The sequence below is a fragment of the Aquibium sp. ELW1220 genome, from assembly GCF_030398385.1.
In the GTDB taxonomy this organism is placed as follows: Bacteria; Pseudomonadota; Alphaproteobacteria; order Rhizobiales; family Rhizobiaceae; genus Aquibium.
Genome location: NZ_JAOAOQ010000005.1, coordinates 144,258 through 160,754 on the forward strand (window position 1 = coordinate 144,258; position 16,497 = coordinate 160,754).

Annotated in this window: 19 protein-coding genes; 10 read left to right on the forward strand and 9 right to left on the reverse strand. The window is 65.3% G+C overall.

Features of this window, described 5'->3' with window-relative positions; genetic code table 11:
- Positions 1-92 precede the first annotated feature (92 nt).
- The 3 genes from N1F91_RS06755 to N1F91_RS06765 are packed head-to-tail and all read right to left on the reverse strand — an operon-like array spanning position 93 to position 2,906.
- Positions 93-1,166, reverse strand: coding sequence for an ABC transporter ATP-binding protein (locus N1F91_RS06755; RefSeq protein ID WP_289991130.1), 1,074 nt, complete (start codon positions 1,164-1,166; stop codon positions 93-95).
- Between the two features lie 7 nt (positions 1,167-1,173).
- On the reverse strand, positions 1,174-1,998 hold the full coding sequence (locus N1F91_RS06760) for an ABC transporter permease (RefSeq protein WP_289990989.1): 825 nt from the start codon (positions 1,996-1,998) through the stop codon (positions 1,174-1,176).
- Positions 1,995-2,906, reverse strand: a complete 912-nt coding sequence (locus N1F91_RS06765) for an ABC transporter permease (RefSeq protein WP_289990990.1) — start codon at positions 2,904-2,906, stop codon at positions 1,995-1,997. The genes N1F91_RS06760 and N1F91_RS06765 overlap by 4 nt, the downstream gene beginning before the upstream one ends.
- A gap of 247 nt (positions 2,907-3,153) precedes the next feature.
- Between N1F91_RS06765 and N1F91_RS06770 the strand changes: the two genes are divergently transcribed.
- Positions 3,154-4,566, forward strand: coding sequence for an aminotransferase (locus tag N1F91_RS06770; protein ID WP_289990991.1), 1,413 nt, complete (start codon positions 3,154-3,156; stop codon positions 4,564-4,566).
- Between the two features lie 129 nt (positions 4,567-4,695).
- Positions 4,696-5,088, forward strand: a complete 393-nt coding sequence (locus tag N1F91_RS06775) for a GFA family protein (RefSeq protein WP_289990992.1) — start codon at positions 4,696-4,698, stop codon at positions 5,086-5,088.
- A gap of 60 nt (positions 5,089-5,148) precedes the next feature.
- On the opposite strand, the gene N1F91_RS06780 is transcribed toward N1F91_RS06775, so the two are convergent.
- From N1F91_RS06780 to N1F91_RS06790, 3 genes are all read right to left on the reverse strand, one after another.
- Entirely contained in the window at positions 5,149-5,472 is a 324-nt protein-coding gene (locus tag N1F91_RS06780; RefSeq protein ID WP_354670525.1) for a DUF1398 domain-containing protein, read from the reverse strand.
- Between the two features lie 123 nt (positions 5,473-5,595).
- Complete coding sequence (locus N1F91_RS06785; protein ID WP_289990994.1) at positions 5,596-6,048, reverse strand: MarR family transcriptional regulator; 453 nt, start codon at positions 6,046-6,048, stop codon at positions 5,596-5,598.
- Positions 6,049-6,163: 115 nt separating this feature from the next.
- Positions 6,164-7,297 carry a citrate synthase/methylcitrate synthase gene (locus tag N1F91_RS06790; RefSeq protein ID WP_289990995.1) on the reverse strand — a complete coding sequence of 378 codons (1,134 nt, stop codon included), beginning with the start codon at positions 7,295-7,297 and terminating at the stop codon, positions 6,164-6,166.
- A gap of 77 nt (positions 7,298-7,374) precedes the next feature.
- Here N1F91_RS06790 and N1F91_RS06795 point away from each other — a divergent pair, with 77 nt between their 5' ends.
- On the forward strand, positions 7,375-8,574 hold the full coding sequence (locus tag N1F91_RS06795) for a citrate synthase family protein (RefSeq protein ID WP_289991131.1): 1,200 nt from the start codon (positions 7,375-7,377) through the stop codon (positions 8,572-8,574).
- Positions 8,575-8,583: 9 nt separating this feature from the next.
- Here N1F91_RS06795 and N1F91_RS06800 read toward each other — a convergent pair whose 3' ends face one another.
- Complete coding sequence (locus tag N1F91_RS06800) at positions 8,584-9,783, reverse strand: aromatic ring-hydroxylating dioxygenase subunit alpha (protein ID WP_289990996.1); 1,200 nt, start codon at positions 9,781-9,783, stop codon at positions 8,584-8,586.
- A 34-nt stretch (positions 9,784-9,817) separates the two neighbouring features.
- Here N1F91_RS06800 and N1F91_RS06805 point away from each other — a divergent pair, with 34 nt between their 5' ends.
- The 7 genes from N1F91_RS06805 (at position 9,818) to arsH (ending at position 14,115) form a co-directional block, all read left to right on the forward strand.
- The gene (locus N1F91_RS06805) at positions 9,818-10,408 is read left to right on the forward strand and encodes a hypothetical protein (protein WP_289990997.1); all 591 of its coding nucleotides are present in this window, start codon (positions 9,818-9,820) and stop codon (positions 10,406-10,408) included.
- A 24-nt stretch (positions 10,409-10,432) separates the two neighbouring features.
- Positions 10,433-10,612: a hypothetical protein gene (locus N1F91_RS06810; protein WP_289990998.1), complete on the forward strand. Its 180-nt coding sequence runs from the start codon at positions 10,433-10,435 to the stop codon at positions 10,610-10,612.
- A 248-nt stretch (positions 10,613-10,860) separates the two neighbouring features.
- Positions 10,861-11,193 carry a metalloregulator ArsR/SmtB family transcription factor gene (locus N1F91_RS06815; RefSeq protein ID WP_289990999.1) on the forward strand — a complete coding sequence of 111 codons (333 nt, stop codon included), beginning with the start codon at positions 10,861-10,863 and terminating at the stop codon, positions 11,191-11,193.
- Positions 11,194-11,223: 30 nt separating this feature from the next.
- Positions 11,224-11,733, forward strand: coding sequence for an arsenate reductase ArsC (locus tag N1F91_RS06820; protein WP_289991000.1), 510 nt, complete (start codon positions 11,224-11,226; stop codon positions 11,731-11,733).
- A gap of 27 nt (positions 11,734-11,760) precedes the next feature.
- Positions 11,761-12,843, forward strand: coding sequence for an ACR3 family arsenite efflux transporter (gene arsB / locus N1F91_RS06825; protein WP_289991001.1), 1,083 nt, complete (start codon positions 11,761-11,763; stop codon positions 12,841-12,843).
- The gene (gene arsC / locus N1F91_RS06830; RefSeq protein WP_289991002.1) at positions 12,840-13,271 is read left to right on the forward strand and encodes an arsenate reductase (glutaredoxin); all 432 of its coding nucleotides are present in this window, start codon (positions 12,840-12,842) and stop codon (positions 13,269-13,271) included. The genes arsB and arsC overlap by 4 nt, the downstream gene beginning before the upstream one ends.
- 112 nt (positions 13,272-13,383) lie before the next feature.
- Positions 13,384-14,115 (forward strand): arsenical resistance protein ArsH, encoded by a 732-nt coding sequence (gene arsH / locus N1F91_RS06835; RefSeq protein WP_289991003.1) that lies wholly within the window; start codon positions 13,384-13,386, stop codon positions 14,113-14,115.
- A gap of 45 nt (positions 14,116-14,160) precedes the next feature.
- On the opposite strand, the gene N1F91_RS06840 is transcribed toward arsH, so the two are convergent.
- On the reverse strand, positions 14,161-14,499 hold the full coding sequence (locus N1F91_RS06840) for a cytochrome c (protein WP_289991004.1): 339 nt from the start codon (positions 14,497-14,499) through the stop codon (positions 14,161-14,163).
- A gap of 51 nt (positions 14,500-14,550) precedes the next feature.
- A complete protein-coding gene (locus tag N1F91_RS06845; protein ID WP_289991005.1) occupies positions 14,551-16,443 on the reverse strand; it encodes an alpha/beta fold hydrolase in 1,893 nt (630 codons plus the stop codon).
- Positions 16,444-16,497 lie beyond the last annotated feature (54 nt).

Here is a 16,497-nt window from a genome sequence, read left to right on the forward strand (position 1 = left end):
CCCGGCCCGGAAGCGGACCGGTGGCGGCTCATGAATCGAGACCCGCGACAGGAATTGCCCGGCCGCCTGCACCCGCCCTACCGCTCCCGGGCTCAGTCCGCCATCGCCACCAGCGCGTCCGGCTCGTAGGCGATGCGGATCGGTGCGCCGACGGGGATATCGTCGGCGCCGAAATCGTTGGTCTCGGTGACCGATAGCGGCTTGTCCATGCCTGGGATCTCGATCACGAGATGGGTGATCTCGCCGAAATAATGCCGGTCGACCACCGTGCCCGCGAGCTCGTGGCGGGCGGTTTCCTGGTCCCACAGGACGCGCAGCCGTTCCGGACGGATGCCGATCGTGACGGCCCCGCCCTTGACAGCCCAGTGCGCTGGCCTTTGCGTCGCGACGCGGCCGAAGCCCTTCGTCTCCACCTCGATCGCGGTCCCGTTCTCGCCGACAAGATTTCCGTGGATGAAGTTCATGCCGCCGAGAAAGTCGGCCACCTGTCGGTTGACCGGACGCTGGTAGATGTCCTTGGGCGCGGCGACCTGGGCGATCTTGCCGTCGAACATCACCGCGATCCGGTCGGACATCGCGAGGGCCTCGTACTGGTCGTGGGTCACCAGCACGAAGGTGATGCCGACTGCCTTCTGCAGGCTGCGGAGTTCGACCTGCATCTGCTCGCGCAGCTTCTTGTCGAGCGCCGACAGCGGCTCGTCGAGAAGCAGCACTTTCGGCCGCATGACCAGTGCCCGGGCCAGTGCCACGCGCTGGCGCTGGCCGCCCGACAGTTCGGTGGCGCCGCGCCTGCCGAGCCCTTTGAGCGACACCTGCGCAAGCGCCTCCTCGACGCGCCGCCGCTCCTCGGCCCGGTCGAGCTTCAGCCGCTTCAGCCCGTAGGCGACGTTCTGCTCGACGTCGAGGTGCGGAAAGATCGCGTAGCTCTGGAACACCATGTTGGTGGGCCGGCGGTTGGCGGGGATCCCGAGCATCGGCTGTCCGTCGATGGCGATCGTTCCGCGGGTGGGCGTGTCGAAGCCGCCGATCATTCTGAGCAGGGTCGTCTTGCCGCAGCCCGAGGGGCCGAGCAGCGAGAAGAACTCGCCGGGCCGGATGGCCAGGCTCGCGTCGTCGAGGGCGTTGAACCGGCCATAGGTCTTGGTGACGCTGGCGATCTCGATCATCGGCCTGTCAGGCAAGCGGTCCTCCGTCGACATTGGCCCGCCGCGCGGCGCGGCGACGGTAGAGTTCGGCGATCGTGAGCAGGATGAAGGACAGGACGAGCATGATGGTGCCAAGCGCCAGCACACCCGGCAGCCGGGCCGCGAACCGCAGCTGGCCCCAGATATAGACCGGCAGGGTGGAGTCGGTGCCCGTGAGGAAGAAGGCGAGGATGAACTCGTCGAGCGAGATGGTGAAGGAGACGAGCAGGCTCGAAACGATCGCCGGCGTCACCATGGGCAGCGTCACCCGCCGGAACGTCCCCATCGCCGTCTCGCCGAGATCCGCGGAGGCTTCTTCCAGGCTGTGGTCGAAGCCTTCGAAGCCGGCGATCAGCACCGTGACCGAATAGGGCACGCAGATCAGCACGTGGCCGAGCACGACGGTCAGCAGCGACAATTCGAGCCCGAGCCTCAGCATCACCAGGAGCAGTGCCACCGCGATGATGATTTCGGGCAGCACGAGCGGCGCCATGATCAGTCCGTTCATCGCTTTCTGTCCCCGGAAGCGGTAGCGGGTCATGGCGCGTGCGGCGCAGATGCCGAGGAGCGTGGCTGTTATGGCGGCCGCCACGCCGACGAGGGCGCTGTTCCTTGCCGCGTCGAGCATTGCCGGCGTAGCGAGCAGGCCTTCGTACCATTTCCAGGTGAAGCCGGAGAGCGGAAAGTTGGGCGTGGCGGAATCGTTGAAGGAAAACAACGGCAGCAGCAGGACCGGCAGATAAAGGAAGGCGACGTAGAGGGCGACATAGACCGCCAGCCAGTTCACGCCGAGGAAGCGCCGCCCGGTCGTCATCGGATCCGCCCTGCGGCCCAGCGCAGCAAGCCGACGCTGGAGATCGCAACGATGGTGATGACGATCATCGTCGTCACCGAAAGAGCGGCGCCGAGCGGCCAGTTGGCGCCCTTCTTGAACTGAACCTCGATGGCACTGGCGATCATGACGCCGTCCTTGCCGCCGACCAGCCGGGGCGTCACATAGTCGCCGACGGTCGGGATCATCACGATAATCAGCGCCGCGACGATGCCGGGTATCGTCAGCGGCAGGGTCACTCGCAGGAAGCGGCGGATGGGCCCGTCGCCGAGGTCGGTCGCCGCCTCGACCAGCGTCCGGTCGACCTTCTCCAGCGAGACGTAGATCGGCAGGATCGCGAACACGGCCCAGGCATGTGTGAGCGTGATCAGCACCGCGTTGGTGTTGTAGAGGAAGGCCGTGGACGGTTCGTCGATGATGCCGGTGCCGAGCAGCGCGGTATTGAGCACGCCCTTGTAGCCGAGGATCACCTTCCACGACATGACCCTGAGCAGGTAGCTGGTCCAGGCCGGAATGGTGATCAGGAACAGGATCAGGCTCTTGTAGCGCCCGCCATGGAAGGAGATGTAGTAGGCGACCGGATAGGCGAGTATCACCGTCAGGAAGGCCACGCTCATCGACAGCGCCAGCGATCGCATCAGGAGATCGCGGTAGATCGGCTCGGTCAGCGCGATGCGGTAGTTCTCGAGCGTGAAGGACCTGTCGATCGTCAGGTAGTTCTGCGTCCAGAAGGAATGCGCGATCACCACCATGATCGGCGCCGCCAGCATGACGAGCGCGAAAAGGAAGGTAGGGCTCATCAGCGCCAGCCCCTGGCGCTGCTCGGTGCGGAAGAAGCCTCGCCGGGCCGGCGTGGCAACCCAACCTTGTCCTTCGGTCGCAATGGTCATTGCGATCCTCCGGTCCGGTCATCAGGCAAGGGCGCGGGACTTTTCGTCACTTGTCCACCCGTGGCTTGCACCGTCCCCTGTTGTCGGCGCCTGATGGCGAACATGAGCCCATGGCCGGATTGAAATCAAGCGCTATTTCTGGAATATTGATTGAACAGACATTCAGAATGATGGGAAAACCGTCGCGGTTCCGGCATGTTGGGCGAGCAGCCCTGCGGGTCCCGAAAGGCGGTGAGCGAGGAAACGAATGGCGGCGATCAAGAATCCGGCCGGGCAAGCAGTTGCTCCCCCGACTGCCCGTTTCGGCGGCGCCGCGCGTCACCTGATCCAGCCATGGCCCTATGCCGGTGCAATCGGCAACGAGGCACGGACGCCGATCGAAGCCGGCGATGGCATCTACATCACCGACGGTGACGGACGCCGGCTGATTGACGGGCCGGCCGGCATGTGGTGCGTCAATCTCGGCCATCGTCGGGAAGAACTGGCCCGCGTCATGGCCGATCAGGCGATGGAGCTCTCCTACAACACGCCCTGGTACACGATGAGCGACGCCTCCGCCGTGCTGGCAAGGCGACTGGCAGCCCATGCACCCGGCGATCTCGACCATGTGTTCTTCACCACTGGCGGTTCCTCGGCGGTCGAAACCGCACTGCGCTTCATGCAGTTCTACAACAATGTCCGCGGCCGACCGGAAAAGAAGCTTATCCTGTCGCGCGGTGGCGCCTATCATGGCTCGACCTACCTGTCGGCCTCGCTGAACGGCCGGCCGCGCGACCGCGACTGGATGGACGGCGCCGACGACCTGGTCGTCAAGCTGTCATGCCCGGATCCTTTCCGCCGTCCGGCCGGAATGACGCTGGCCGCCTTCACCAATTTCCTCGTCGACGAGTTTCGCGACACCGTGGAGCGCATCGGCCACGAACGCATCGGCGCCTTCGTCGCCGAGCCGATCCAGGCCTCGGGCGGCGTCATCGTGCCGCCGCCGGGCTACCTGCCGCGAATCCGCGACCTGTGCCGCGACAACGACATCCTCTACATCTCCGACGAGGTCGTCACGGCCTTCGGCCGCCTGGGCGAGGTCTTCGCGTCCGGTGACGTCTTCGGCATCGAGCCGGACATGATCACTTTCGCCAAGGGCGTCACCTCCGGCTACTTCCCGCTCGGCGGCGTGATGATCTCGGCACGGCTGACCGAGGAACTGCGGCGGTCCAACCACCCGCAAGCCATGTTCGGCCATGGCTACACCTATTCCAGCCACCCGATCGGCTGCGCCGTTGCGCTGAAGAATCTCGACCTGCTGGAAGACGGCGTGCTCGATCACGCGCGCGCCGTGGCGCCCTATTTCCAGGCGCGCTTGAGAACGCTGGAAGACCTGCCGCTGGTTGGCGAAGTACGCGGCGCGGGCCTGATGGCCTGCGTGGAATGTGTCGCCGACCGCGAAAGCAGGAACCCGCTCGCCCTCGACAACGCGGTCGGCAAGCGCATCGACGCGCACTGCCACGAACTGGGGCTGCTGGTGCGGCCGCTGATCAACATGTGCGTCATGAGCCCGCCGCTGGTCATCACCCGCGACCAGATCGACGACATGGTCGCCATCTTGCGCGAGGGAATTTCACGGACGATGGACGACCTGCGCCGCGAAGGGCTGTGGCAAGGGTGACCAGACGGGCGCAGCGAGAGCCATCGCACGGAGCCACGCAGAGACTGCGTGGGAGTCAACGGAATCAACAATGACGGACGGCTTCGCGCCGTGCCGCATTCGCGCGTTCGATCGCGACGGAGATTGACGATGGAGGGCGTTACCGGCGGGTGCCTGTGCGGCGGTGTGCGGTTCGTCGCGCAGGGCAAGCCCTATCGCGTCGGCATCTGCCATTGCCTCGATTGCCGGAAGCATCATGGTGCGCTGTTCCATGCCTCCGCGATCTTCCCGCAGCAGGCCGTTACGGTCGATGGCGAAACGCGCGGCTATGAGGGCCGCCATTTCTGCCCACGATGCGGCTCGCCCGTCTTTGCCCGCAGCGGGGACGAGACCGAGGTGTACCTCGGATCCCTCGACGAGCCCGACCGGTTCGAGCCGACCTATGAGCTATGGACCGTCCGGCGGGAAGCCTGGCTCCCGTCGTTTTCGTTGGCGCGACGCTACGAGCGGGACCGCGACGCCGCGCGTCGATCAGAGGAGTAGTCGGGCGGCTTGGACGTCGCTCCATACCTCGCAAGAATTGTCTTCGCCGGAACCCTGCGCTCAGCTTGGAAAATGCTCCACGTGGGTTTCGGCGGTGCGTCCGTAGTACAGCACCCGGCGCCCGAGGAACGAGACGAGATAACCTGCGCAGCCCGCAGCCTTCACCTTCATGCAGAAGGCTTCATAGCTGTAGTCGGCGTCATGGCGTTGCGCCCAGCGGACCAGAGCTTCGACGCCCACGGGATCAAATCCTTCAGCGACGCCGCCCGTCGAGACGGGCATGTCCAGCGTGACGTGGTCTCCATCCGGTCCGTAGAAGGTCTGGCAGCTGCGGCGGAGGTCGACCGCGTAGCCTTCGAAGCCGGCGCCGATCAGATCACCCACGATCGCAGGAAAGCTCCGGCTTCCGTCATGCGCGGCATGAAGGGAGTTTTGGGCAATCGCTATACGTTCCGCATTCATGGCGGAGACCTTTCGTGTCTGGTTCCGGGGTTTGGGGCCGGTGAGTCAGTTCACCGGGATCGTCTTCAGTCCTCGCCGATCCGCGAGCGCCTTCAGAAGGGCGAGCAGCGTCGCGTGTTCGTCCGTGGTCAGCACGTCGAAGTATTCGGCGTCGTTCTTGTCTGCGAGAGCGGCCAAGGCCGGCACCTTGCCGCGGCCGGCCGATGTCAGCGAAAGACTGTGCCCGCGCCGGTCTTCGTCGTTTTCCGCGCGGGCTACCAGCGTTTTGTCGATCAGCCGGTCGGCCAGCTTGCTGATGGCGCCTTTCGACAGTCCCATCTTCGCCGCGAGGGCGGACGGTGCCATCGCATCAACATCATAGAGGCTGCGCATGAAACTCCACTCCGCCACGGTGACGCCTTCCTCGGCGACCTTGCGGGCGAACTCCTGCGACACCTCGTTGGAGACCATGCGGAGCCAGTAGCCGGTATGGGCGGTCAGGCTGGCTGCGTCGGCCATGAAGCTCCCCTTCGTTGACTAGGAAACTAGTAGAAACTGGTTTCCTAGTCAACAGAAGTCTTCCGCCGGCGTCGATCGGTGCAGAGACGTATTGCTTTGCCGTGCCGGAAGACCGTCAGCATGGTTCCTTTGCCTCGTCACCGGGACGGCCGGCAGCCGACGTGGCCGGCATGTCGCCGACATAGGCCGAACCTGGCCGGAGAAGCCGACCCGTCCGCTGCTGCTCCATGGCATGTGCCGTCCAGCCCGCTGCGCGCGCGGTGGCGAAGATCGGCGTAAAGGCCTCGCGCGGGATGCCGAGCGCGTCGAGCAGGATGGCCGTGTAGAACTCGACATTGGTATCGAGCGGCCGGTCGGGCTTGGCCCTTTTCAAAGCCTCCCGCGCATAGGCCTCGACTTCCGCGGCGAGGCCGAGATCGCGCCCGGTGCGTTCGAGTGTGGCGACCGCCTCGCGCAAGACGTCGGCGCGCGGGTCGCGCACCCGGTAGATGCGATGGCCAAAGCCCATGAGCCGCTCCTTGCGCTCCAGCGCGGCATTCACCCAGGCGGCAATGTTCTCTCGCGAGCCGATCGCGTCCAGCATGTCGAGCACGGGGCCGGGGGCTCCTCCATGCAGCGGACCCGTGAGGGCGCAGTACGCGGCGGTGACCGCCATGAATGGATCGGCCTGCGTGGAGGCCACCACCCTGGCGGTGAAGGTCGAGGCGTTCATGCCGTGGTCGCTTGCCGTCACGAGATAGGCGTCGAGCGCCCGGGTCTCCGGCTCGCTGGCCGGCCTGCCGCGCAGCATGCGCAGCGTGTCGGCGGCATGACCCAGCGTCAGATGGGGCGCGACGGGGGCTTCGCCGCGTGACCGACGTACGAGGGCTGCCGCGATCACCGGCATCGCGCCGACCAGCACGGTCTCGTCCGGCAGCCCCATGACAGGGCCAAGCGCGGCGACGCCGGCGCGAAACGCCGCCACGATCGGCAGTCCCTCGGCCGCCGACAGGATCGCAGGGAGGCGTTCGAAGGTACGCGCGCGGGCGACGCCCAGCCGCTGACGGACCTCGGTTTCTCCGATGTTCTCGCCGCGGGCGAGCGACCAGAGCCGTGCCGTCAGGTCCTCGAAAGCCACGCGTCCCGCGAGGTCGCCGACGCGGGCGCCCGCGATGACGAGTTCGCCGTGGTCGCCATCGACATGCGACAGGGCTGTGGCGGCCGCCACGACCCCGTCGAGGCCCACGGGTGTTCTGGAATGGATGGTCATGACGGTCTCCTGTCTTGAGTTCCCTGCGAAGGTGAGACCTCTTTCAAAACCAATCAATCTTGATTAGCTTGATCAATATGAAAAATTCGGACCATACTCTCTATCTGTCCGCTCGCGAGGCTGCGGGTGAACTCGGCGTCTCGCCAGCGACCCTCTATGCCTATGTCAGCCGCGGGATGATCCGTTCGGAACCGGTGGCAGACACCCGCGCCAGGCGCTACCGGGCAGAGGATGTTCGCGCACTGAAGAGCCGACGCTTGCCCTTCGGCGCGCCGCGCCCCGGCGAGGCCGACGCTCCGGTCCTGGACTCGGCCATATCGACGATCAGCGAGGCGGGGCCCATCTATCGCGGAGTGCCGGCGGTGGCACTGGCCGAGGAGGGGAGCCTCGAACAGGCGGCAACGCTACTTTGGGGGATCGACGCCGCCGACCCTTTTGATCCGGCCAACATGCCGGTGATGGGCGATGCCATGCGCCTCATCGGCGCGGCGACGAAGGCGGCCGGGCCGCTGTCGCGGGCCATCGCCGTGCTGACTGTGGCCGGCGAGACGGATCCGCGCGCCTTCAACCGCACGCCCTCGGGTCGCGCGCAAACCGGCGCGCGTGTCATGCGCATCATCGCCGCCGCGATCCTTGACGCTGAGCCGTCCGCGCGTCCCCTGCATGAACAGGCGGCGGACGCATGGGCGCCGGGCGACATGCGGGCGCGCGTGCTCTTGCGCCAGGCGCTCGTGCTGCTGGCCGATCACGAGCTGAACGCGTCATCCTTCACGGTTCGCTGCGCGGCCTCGACCGGCGTCAATCTATATGATGCGACGATCGCCGGCCTGGCGGCGCTCAAGGGGCCGCGTCATGGTGGCGCCGGTCCTCTCGCGGCCCAGATGGTCGCCGAACTGGCAGAGGATGGCATGGCGGGAAAGATCCGGGAGCGCGTGGCGCTCGGCAATCCGATGCCTGGCTTCGGACATTCGGTTTACCGCGACGGCGATCCGCGCGCCGATGCGCTTCTGTTCGCGCTGACGCGCGCTGGAGCGGATCGCCGCCTGGCAGTGGAGGCACCTGCTTTGATCACGGAGGCCACGGGGCTTCGTCCGAACATCGATTTCGCGCTTGCGGTGCTCATGCGCATGCTCAAGCTGCCGATCGGCCATGAGACCGCGCTGTTCGCCATCGCGCGGACGGCGGGATGGATCGCTCACGCGATGGAGCAACTCGAGGCCGGGACGTTGATCCGCCCGCGCGCACGCTACGTCGGCCCAGCGCCCGCACGAGGTTGAGCGTGCGGATCAGCCGCGGCTGAGCAGCGCCTCGTTGAGATTCCAGATATCCTTCTCCTCGGGCGCGTTTTCGAGCGACACGACCGGCAGCATCCTGCGCAGATGGTCATGATGCGTGCGTACGCCATATTCGAGGTCCGACAGGTAGAACCCCTCGAAGGCGTTGGACTGCATGGATTCGTTCGACCATTCGGAAAGCTGTACGTCTTCGGCCATGGTGTCGCGGTCGATGCGGAAGGCAAGGTAGCGCGCGGCCGCCTGCTCGCGGCTCTCGTCCGCATACCGGTAGATGGCACCGCGCAGCAGTGTCTCGCCCGTCGACAACGGGAACTCCTGATAGAACTGCGCAGACTCCGGCGTCACCGCGATGACGGCATTCGGAAAGATACCGTAATAGATCCAGGCGGTTCGCAATTCCTCGGGCAGGTGCTGCGGGCGCGGTGCTATGCGAACATAGTTGCGCACGCTCCAGCGTCGGCCCGCATGCGGGTTGTAGGTCGCCCAGGAGCGCGACACGCCGTTGATGAAAGGCTCGTCGAAATAGGTCGCGCCGTAAAGATCCTGCAGCGCCGGATGCGCCATGGCGACGTGATACCCCTCGTTGTCGACGTCGCGCACCGATTTCCAGTTCACCTGCGAGGTCTGGGTCCAGATCCCCCAGGACGGCACCATCTCGCCGATCCGGTAGTGGCTGATCTCCTGTTCCACGGCGCGCATCAGTTCGGCGACGGAGGGCTGCGGTCCCTGCCGGAAGCGGACGAAGACGAAGCCCATCCAGATCTCCAGGTCGATCGGCTTGAGGCCGAACTCTACCTTGTCGAGCTCGGGGAACGTGAGCGGCCGCGCCGCGCCGCGCAGGGTTCCGTCGAGATTGTAGACCCAGCCGTGGAACGGGCAGACGAGCGCGCCCTTGCAATTGCCCTGGCTGTCGGCCACGACGCGGCTGCCGCGGTGCCTGCACATGTTGTGGAAGGCGCGGACCACGCCGTCCTTGCCGCGCACCACCAGAGCCCGCTCTCCCACGACGTCCATCGTCAGGTAGTCGCCCGGCTCCGGAACGTCCGAAACATGGCCGACGATCTGCCAATGGCTGCGGAAGACCTGTTCCTTCTCGAGCTCCAGGAGGGCCGGACTGTGATAGGTCCAGCCGGGCAGGCCGCGCCTGTCCCACCCGTTCGGAATGGCCACGTCGCGCAGAGGACGGTTCACACGCCTTCTCCCAGTTGTTGAATGTTCATTCAACATGACCACAAAAACCTATCTTTTGCAATGCCTTAGTGGTTTTTTGCCGAAATGGTGCATTTCGGCAGGCGGGAAAGTGCTGGAATCTCGGAGGGTTAATCGCCGGACCGGTGCCAGGGTCGTGCAACCCGCACGGCAACATCAGCATTACAGGACGAAATGGTTCTGTGAATTTTTCGGCAGTCGGCAGACCGTCGCGCGTGCTTCAAGGAACCCATCAGAACAAACCGAGGCACTTCCGATGACCCAGCATCAAACCGCATCCGCCGAAAACTCGATACGCTCGGCAGCTTCAATTCCCGCCCTTCGCCGCCGCGCGTCAGAGCACCCCATGGCGTTGTTTTCCGTCGTGGCTACGGTCGCGATCCTGTCGGTCTCTGCGCCGTGGCAGATTGCAAGCACGCTGCTCGTGCCGGAGACCGCCGCGCCGCACGGCGACGCTATCGTACCTGCGAAGCCCGTCAGGTCGGAAATCGAGCTGGCCTGTGAAGGTCAGGTGTGGGGCAGCGAGACGACCAATTGCCTGCTGGCGATCGCCAAGGACGGCGGAAAAGACGTGCCCGCCAGAATTAGGACAATATCTGGCGCTTGAGTATCGGCACTGGAGGATTCGAAGATGACGAAGCTTCGTGAACAAATCCCTTACAGCGCCTATGAGGCGGCGCGCGCCGCCTGCGAAGCGATGAAGGCCGGTCGCCCGCTGAACGAGCTCGATTTCTTCGAGCGGCTCGAAATCTTCCGTCGCGAGCCGCAGGTGGATCGCGACGATGACGTGGTGGTGATGACCATCAACTGACGACACCGCCGCGACGCCGTCCTGCGTCACGGCGGACAACGCGGCCGATGATCATCACTTGACGGTGCCCCCAAGCACTCAGCCGGCGCCCGCTGCTTCCCCCCTCCTGTCGCATCTCCTCAAGTGCCTGCCGTCGGAGCCGGAGATGCGGTTATTCCGCGAAACCGGTTCGGGCGACTGAACCACGCACTTGACAGTGCTCGCGCTCGTGGGTAGGTCTCGCCTGAGAAATCGAGATTTTCAGATATATGGATAGAAGAGCGGCACTCTCTGGCCTGTCGGCACTTGGCCAGGAAACCCGGCTCGAGGTGTTCCGGCTGCTGGTCAGGGCGGGCTCTGCCGGGATACCGGCCGGCGAGATCGCAGAGCATCTCGGCGCGGTCCAGAACACCATGTCCTCGCATCTGAAGATTCTCGACCAGGCTGGTCTCGTGCGCGCCGAACGCGATGGACGTATCGTGCGCTATGTCGCTGACATGACCGGCTTCCGTGACCTGCTGGCCTATCTGATGGAGGATTGCTGCAACGGCTCCCCCGAGCTCTGCCGCCCCGTCATCGAGGCCGTCACCTGCAACTGTTGAAGATGCGGCGAAGGCCGCCTGGAGGGGATGATGAACGACCAGGTCTTCAATGTGCTCTTTCTCTGCACGGGCAACTCGGCTAGATCGATTCTTGCCGAAGCGATCCTCAATCGCCTCGGTCAGGGCCGCTTCCGCGCCTTCTCGGCCGGTTCGCAGCCGAAGGGCCAGGTTCACCCCTATGCGCTCGATCTGCTGAAGAGCCTCAACCACGACACCTCCTTCGCCCGGTCGAAGAACTGGGAGGAATTCGCGGTGCCCGGAGCTCCAGAGATGAACTTCGTCTTCACGGTCTGCGACAATGCCGCCAGCGAGGCCTGCCCGGTCTGGCCCGGACAGCCGATGACCGCGCATTGGGGCGTTCCCGATCCGGCCGCGGCGGAAGGGGCCGAGGCGGAGAAGCGCCTGGCATTCGCCGACGCCTATCGCATGCTCAACAACCGCATCTCCATCTTCGTCAGCCTCCCGATGCGGACGATCGACAGACTGGCGCTCCAGAAGCGCCTGGACGACATCGGGCGCAATCTCGCGCCGGCCAGCTGAGTTCGACAACCCGGAAGCAGGATCGACATGACGGACCAGGCATTCGGCCGACCCGCCCCCGCTGCGGGCGGGATCGGTTTCTTTGAAAAGTGGCTGTCGGTCTGGGTGGCGCTTTGCATCGCCGCCGGGATCATCCTCGGGAACCTGATGCCTGGCGTGTTCGGCCTGCTCGCGGGACTCGAATACGCTTCGGTCAATCTGGTCGTCGCGGTGCTGATCTGGGCCATGGTTTTCCCGATGATGGTCAATGTCGACTTCGGCAGCCTCAGTCACGTGGGTGATCGGCCGAAGGGGCTGGTGCTGACCATCGTGGTCAACTGGCTGGTCAAGCCGTTCACCATGGCCGCTCTCGGCGTCCTCTTCTTCGAATATCTGTTCGCGCCGCTGATCGAGCCGGCCGACGCCCAGCAGTACATTGCGGGCCTCATACTCCTCGGCGCTGCGCCGTGCACCGCCATGGTGTTCGTCTGGAGCCAGATGACGAGGGGTGATCCGAACTACACGCTCGTGCAGGTCTCGGTGAACGACATCATCATGATCTTCGCCTTTGCGCCTCTCGTGGCGCTGCTGCTCGGCGTCACCGATATCGTCGTGCCGTGGGAGACCCTGCTTCTCGCCGTGGCGCTCTATGTCGTCATTCCGCTCGTCGCCGGCGCCATCACCCGCAAGCGTTTGCTTGACCGTGCCGGTGGCGGCCCTCGGGCTCACGATGCCGTGTCCCTGTTCACGGCTCGGCTGAAGCCCCTTTCGGTGGTGGGCCTGCTGGCCACTGTGGTTCTGCTGTTCGGCTTCCAGGGTAGCGTCATCACCGGCAACCCGCTGCTGATCGTGCTGATCGCAGTGCCTCTGCTGATCCAGTCCTACGGCATCTTCTTCATCGCGTACCTGGCTGCGAGGGTCTGGAAGGTTCCCTTCGACGTTGCGGCTCCATGCGCGCTGATCGGCACCTCGAACTTCTTCGAACTGGCGGTCGCCGTCGCCATCAGCCTGTTCGGGCTGAACTCCGGCGCAGCGCTCGCTACCGTCGTGGGCGTCCTTGTGGAGGTGCCGGTGATGCTGTCGCTGGTGGCCTTTGCCAACCGCACGCAGCACTGGTTCCCGAAAGCATGAGCGACATGAGCATCACGATCTATCACAATCCCGACTGCGGCACCTCGCGCAACACGCTGGCGATGATCCGCCAGTCGGGGGAGGAGCCGGACATCATCGAGTATCTGAAGACGCCGCCCTCCCGCGAACGGCTGGTCGGACTGGTGGCCGCGATGGGCATCACGCCCCGCGCACTACTGCGCGAAAAGGGCACGCCCTATGCGGAGCTGGGTCTGGACGATCCGAAGTGGAGCGACGACGGTCTGATAGACCAGATGATGGCGCATCCGATCCTCATCAACCGTCCGATCGTCGTAACGCCACTCGGCACCAGGCTTTGCCGACCATCCGAAGCCGTGCTCGACATCCTGCCGAACCCGGACATCGGTCCGTTCACCAAGGACGACGGCGAGGTGGTGATCGATGCGGAAGGGAGACGGGTGATATAATTCCAAAATATTCGAAATATGGATTGACGCATCTCGGCGCATTTCCTAGCTTCTATTTCGAAAGTTATCGAAATAATGCGCGCTTGCCCGAGCAGCGCCGACAGGAGCCCGGATGACCGACGACACCGCCAGACTGGACAGCCTTCCCAACATCGACGAGGCGCAGTTCCGTTCCATCGATCCAGCCGCACTGTTCGATTCACCCCGCTCGTCGCACCCGCCGCGTATTCTCATGCTCTACGGCTCGCTGCGCGCGAGGTCCTATTCGCGTCTCGCCACCGAGGAAGCAGCGCGCATCCTGCGCCGTTTCGGCGCCGAGGTCCGGATCTTCGATCCTTCGGACTTGCCGCTGCCGGACTCCACGACGCCCGACCATCCCAAGGTGAAGGAACTGCGCGACCTGTCGCTCTGGTCGGAAGGCCAGGTGTGGTGCTCGCCCGAGCGGCACGGCGCCATGACCGGTATCATGAAGACGCAGATCGACTGGCTGCCGCTGTCGATGGGCGCCATCCGGCCCACCCAGGGCCGCACGCTGGCGGTGATGCAGGTCTGCGGCGGCTCCCAGAGTTTCAACGCGGTCAACCAGTTGCGCGTGCTCGGCCGCTGGATGCGCATGGTCACCATCCCGAACCAGTCGTCGGTCGCCAAGGCCTTCAACGAGTTCGACGAGGCCGGGCGGATGAGGCCGTCGCCTTATTACGACCGGATCGTCGACGTGATGGAAGAACTGATGAAGTTCACGCTGCTGCTGCGCGACCGGTCGACCTACCTGACCGACCGCTATTCGGAGCGCGTCGAGAGCGCCGAAGAGCTGACGAAGCGGGTGAACCAGCGCTCGCTCTGAGACCAGCCGGGGTCTCGTCGCGAGCCGCTGGCTTCTGCCTGGGAATCAAGGCTGCAGCGTATCGAGGAACGAGATGATGGCGCCGATCTGTTCCGGCGAGGCCACGAATTCCGGCATGTCGGGGTGTCCGGTCGTGATGCCTTCGACGAAGGCTTCCTCCAGCGCGTCGAGCGGATATCGCTCCGTCAGCGTGCGGAGGGCCGGCGCTTCCGGATGTGCGCTCTCGTCGTCCTGGCCGGTCGCATGGCAGCGCGCGCAGTTCGCCTCGACCAGTTCCCGTCCGTAGGCCGTTTCCGCGTCCTCGGCGAATGCAATGCCGGTTGCGAGGCAGGCAGCCAGCGACAGGGCGAAACGCATGGCGAGACGGGAATGCAGCGTCTTCATGAAAGAACTCCACTTGGACCGGTCGGAGCGACGGGGATCGGCTCCGGATCGTCACGGCTGTAGCACATAGAGACCCGGCGCAGCGCAGATCGGCGGATAGCCTGCGCTGTCCCGCCCGATGGGCGGTGGCGCGACGTCGCCGCTCGAATGCGCGCTAAGCCACGCTATCCATGCCGGCCACCATGAACCCGGCTGCTTCGGCGTCGCGGCGATCCAGGCATCCGGGTCGGGGTGCGGCTGCCCGTCGCGGTGGCCGAGCAGGCGGAAGGCACGATGGGGGTGACCCGGCTCCGAGACGATCCCGGCATTGTGCCCGCCATTGGTCAGCACGAAGTCGATGTCGGTGTCGAGCAGGTGGACCAGCTTGAACACCGACCGCCAGGGCGCGACGTGGTCGGTCTCGGTCGCCACCGCGAAGACCGGCGCGGAAATGTCCTCCAGATGCACGGCCCGCCCGCCGACCCTGAAGCGGCCCTGCGACAGGTCGTTGTCGAGGAAGAACTGGCGCAGATATTCCGAATGCATGCGGTAGGGCATGCGCGTGCTGTCGGCGTTCCAGGCCATGAGGTCGCTGACCTCGGGGTGATCGCCGAGCAGGTAGCTGTTGACGATGCGCGACCAGACGAGGTCCTGCGACCGCAGCATCTGGAACGCGCCGGCCATGCGACGCTGATCGAGATAGCCTTCGCTCCACATGACGTCCTCGAGCAGCGTGAGCTGGCTCTCGTCGATGAACACTCCGAGTTCTCCGGGCTCGTCGAAATCCACCTGCGCGGCAAACAGCGTCAGGCTGGCGAGCCGGTCGTCGCCGTCCCGCGCCATCGCAGCAGCCGCGACCGACATCAGCGTGCCGCCGAGGCAGTAGCCGACACCATGGATCTTCGCGCTCCCGGTGATCGTCTGGACGGCGTCGAGCGCCGCCATCGGTCCCGTCCGGCGATAGTCGTCGAATGAGACGTCGCGCTGCTCGCGCCCCGGGTTGCGCCAGGAGATGCAGAAGACGGTGTAGCCCTGTCCGACGAGATGGCGGATCAGCGAGTTCTCCGGCGACAGGTCGAGGATATAGTACTTCATGATCCATGCCGGAACGATCAGCACCGGCTCCGCCTTCACGGTCTCCGTTGCCGGCCGGTACTGGATGAGTTCGATCAGTTCGTTGCGGAAGACCACTTCGCCGGGTGTGACGGCAACCTCGCGCCCCGGCCGGAACGTGTCGGTCATGGTGTCGGCGCGACCGTCCGACTGGTCGGCGAGATCGGCGAGAAGGTTCTGCAGCCCGGTAACGAAATTGGCGCCGGATTCCTTGATCGTCCGCTCGATGATCTCGGGATTGGTAGCGGCGAAGTTCGACGGCGAAACCATGTCCAGGAACTGGCGGCTGTAGAACTCGACCAGCCGCTCGTGTTGCTTCGCCACGCCGGGGACTCCGGTCGTCGCGTTGTGCCACCACTGCTGCCACAGCAGGAAGGATTGGCTCATGGTATTGAAGGGGGGCGATTGCCAGCCCGGATGGTCGAACCGCCTGTCCTGCGGCAAGGGGGTGATGCAGGCCGCCTTGCGGGCCGGATCATGGGCGCAGGCTGCGAGAAAGCCTCGGAATCGCTGGATCTTCTCCAGCCCCTTCATCGCGAGCTCGGCTTGCTTGCCCGGCGCGAGCGACAGGTGCAACAGCCAGTCCTGCCAGGCACCGAGCAGGCTGATGGGCGAAATGCCCATGAAAGCGCCGGCCAGCATGGCGTGGTGGAACCGGTCGACATCGCGGAAGACATCGCGACGGGCCGGTGCCGTCCCTGCCGCCGACGAGGGGCCGGCGCCGCTCGCCGACGCGGCCGCCCACGGCGTGGGCAGGCTGGCGGTTGTCCCGGACGCCCCCCGCTTCCGCGAACTCTCCGATGCCGCAACGCGGAGGCTGCGCGGCTCGGCCTTGCGGCGAGCACCGCGCATTCTGCCCTCCTGCCGATCAGTCATTGAAGCCGCTCCCGTTCGAACCGGACCCGC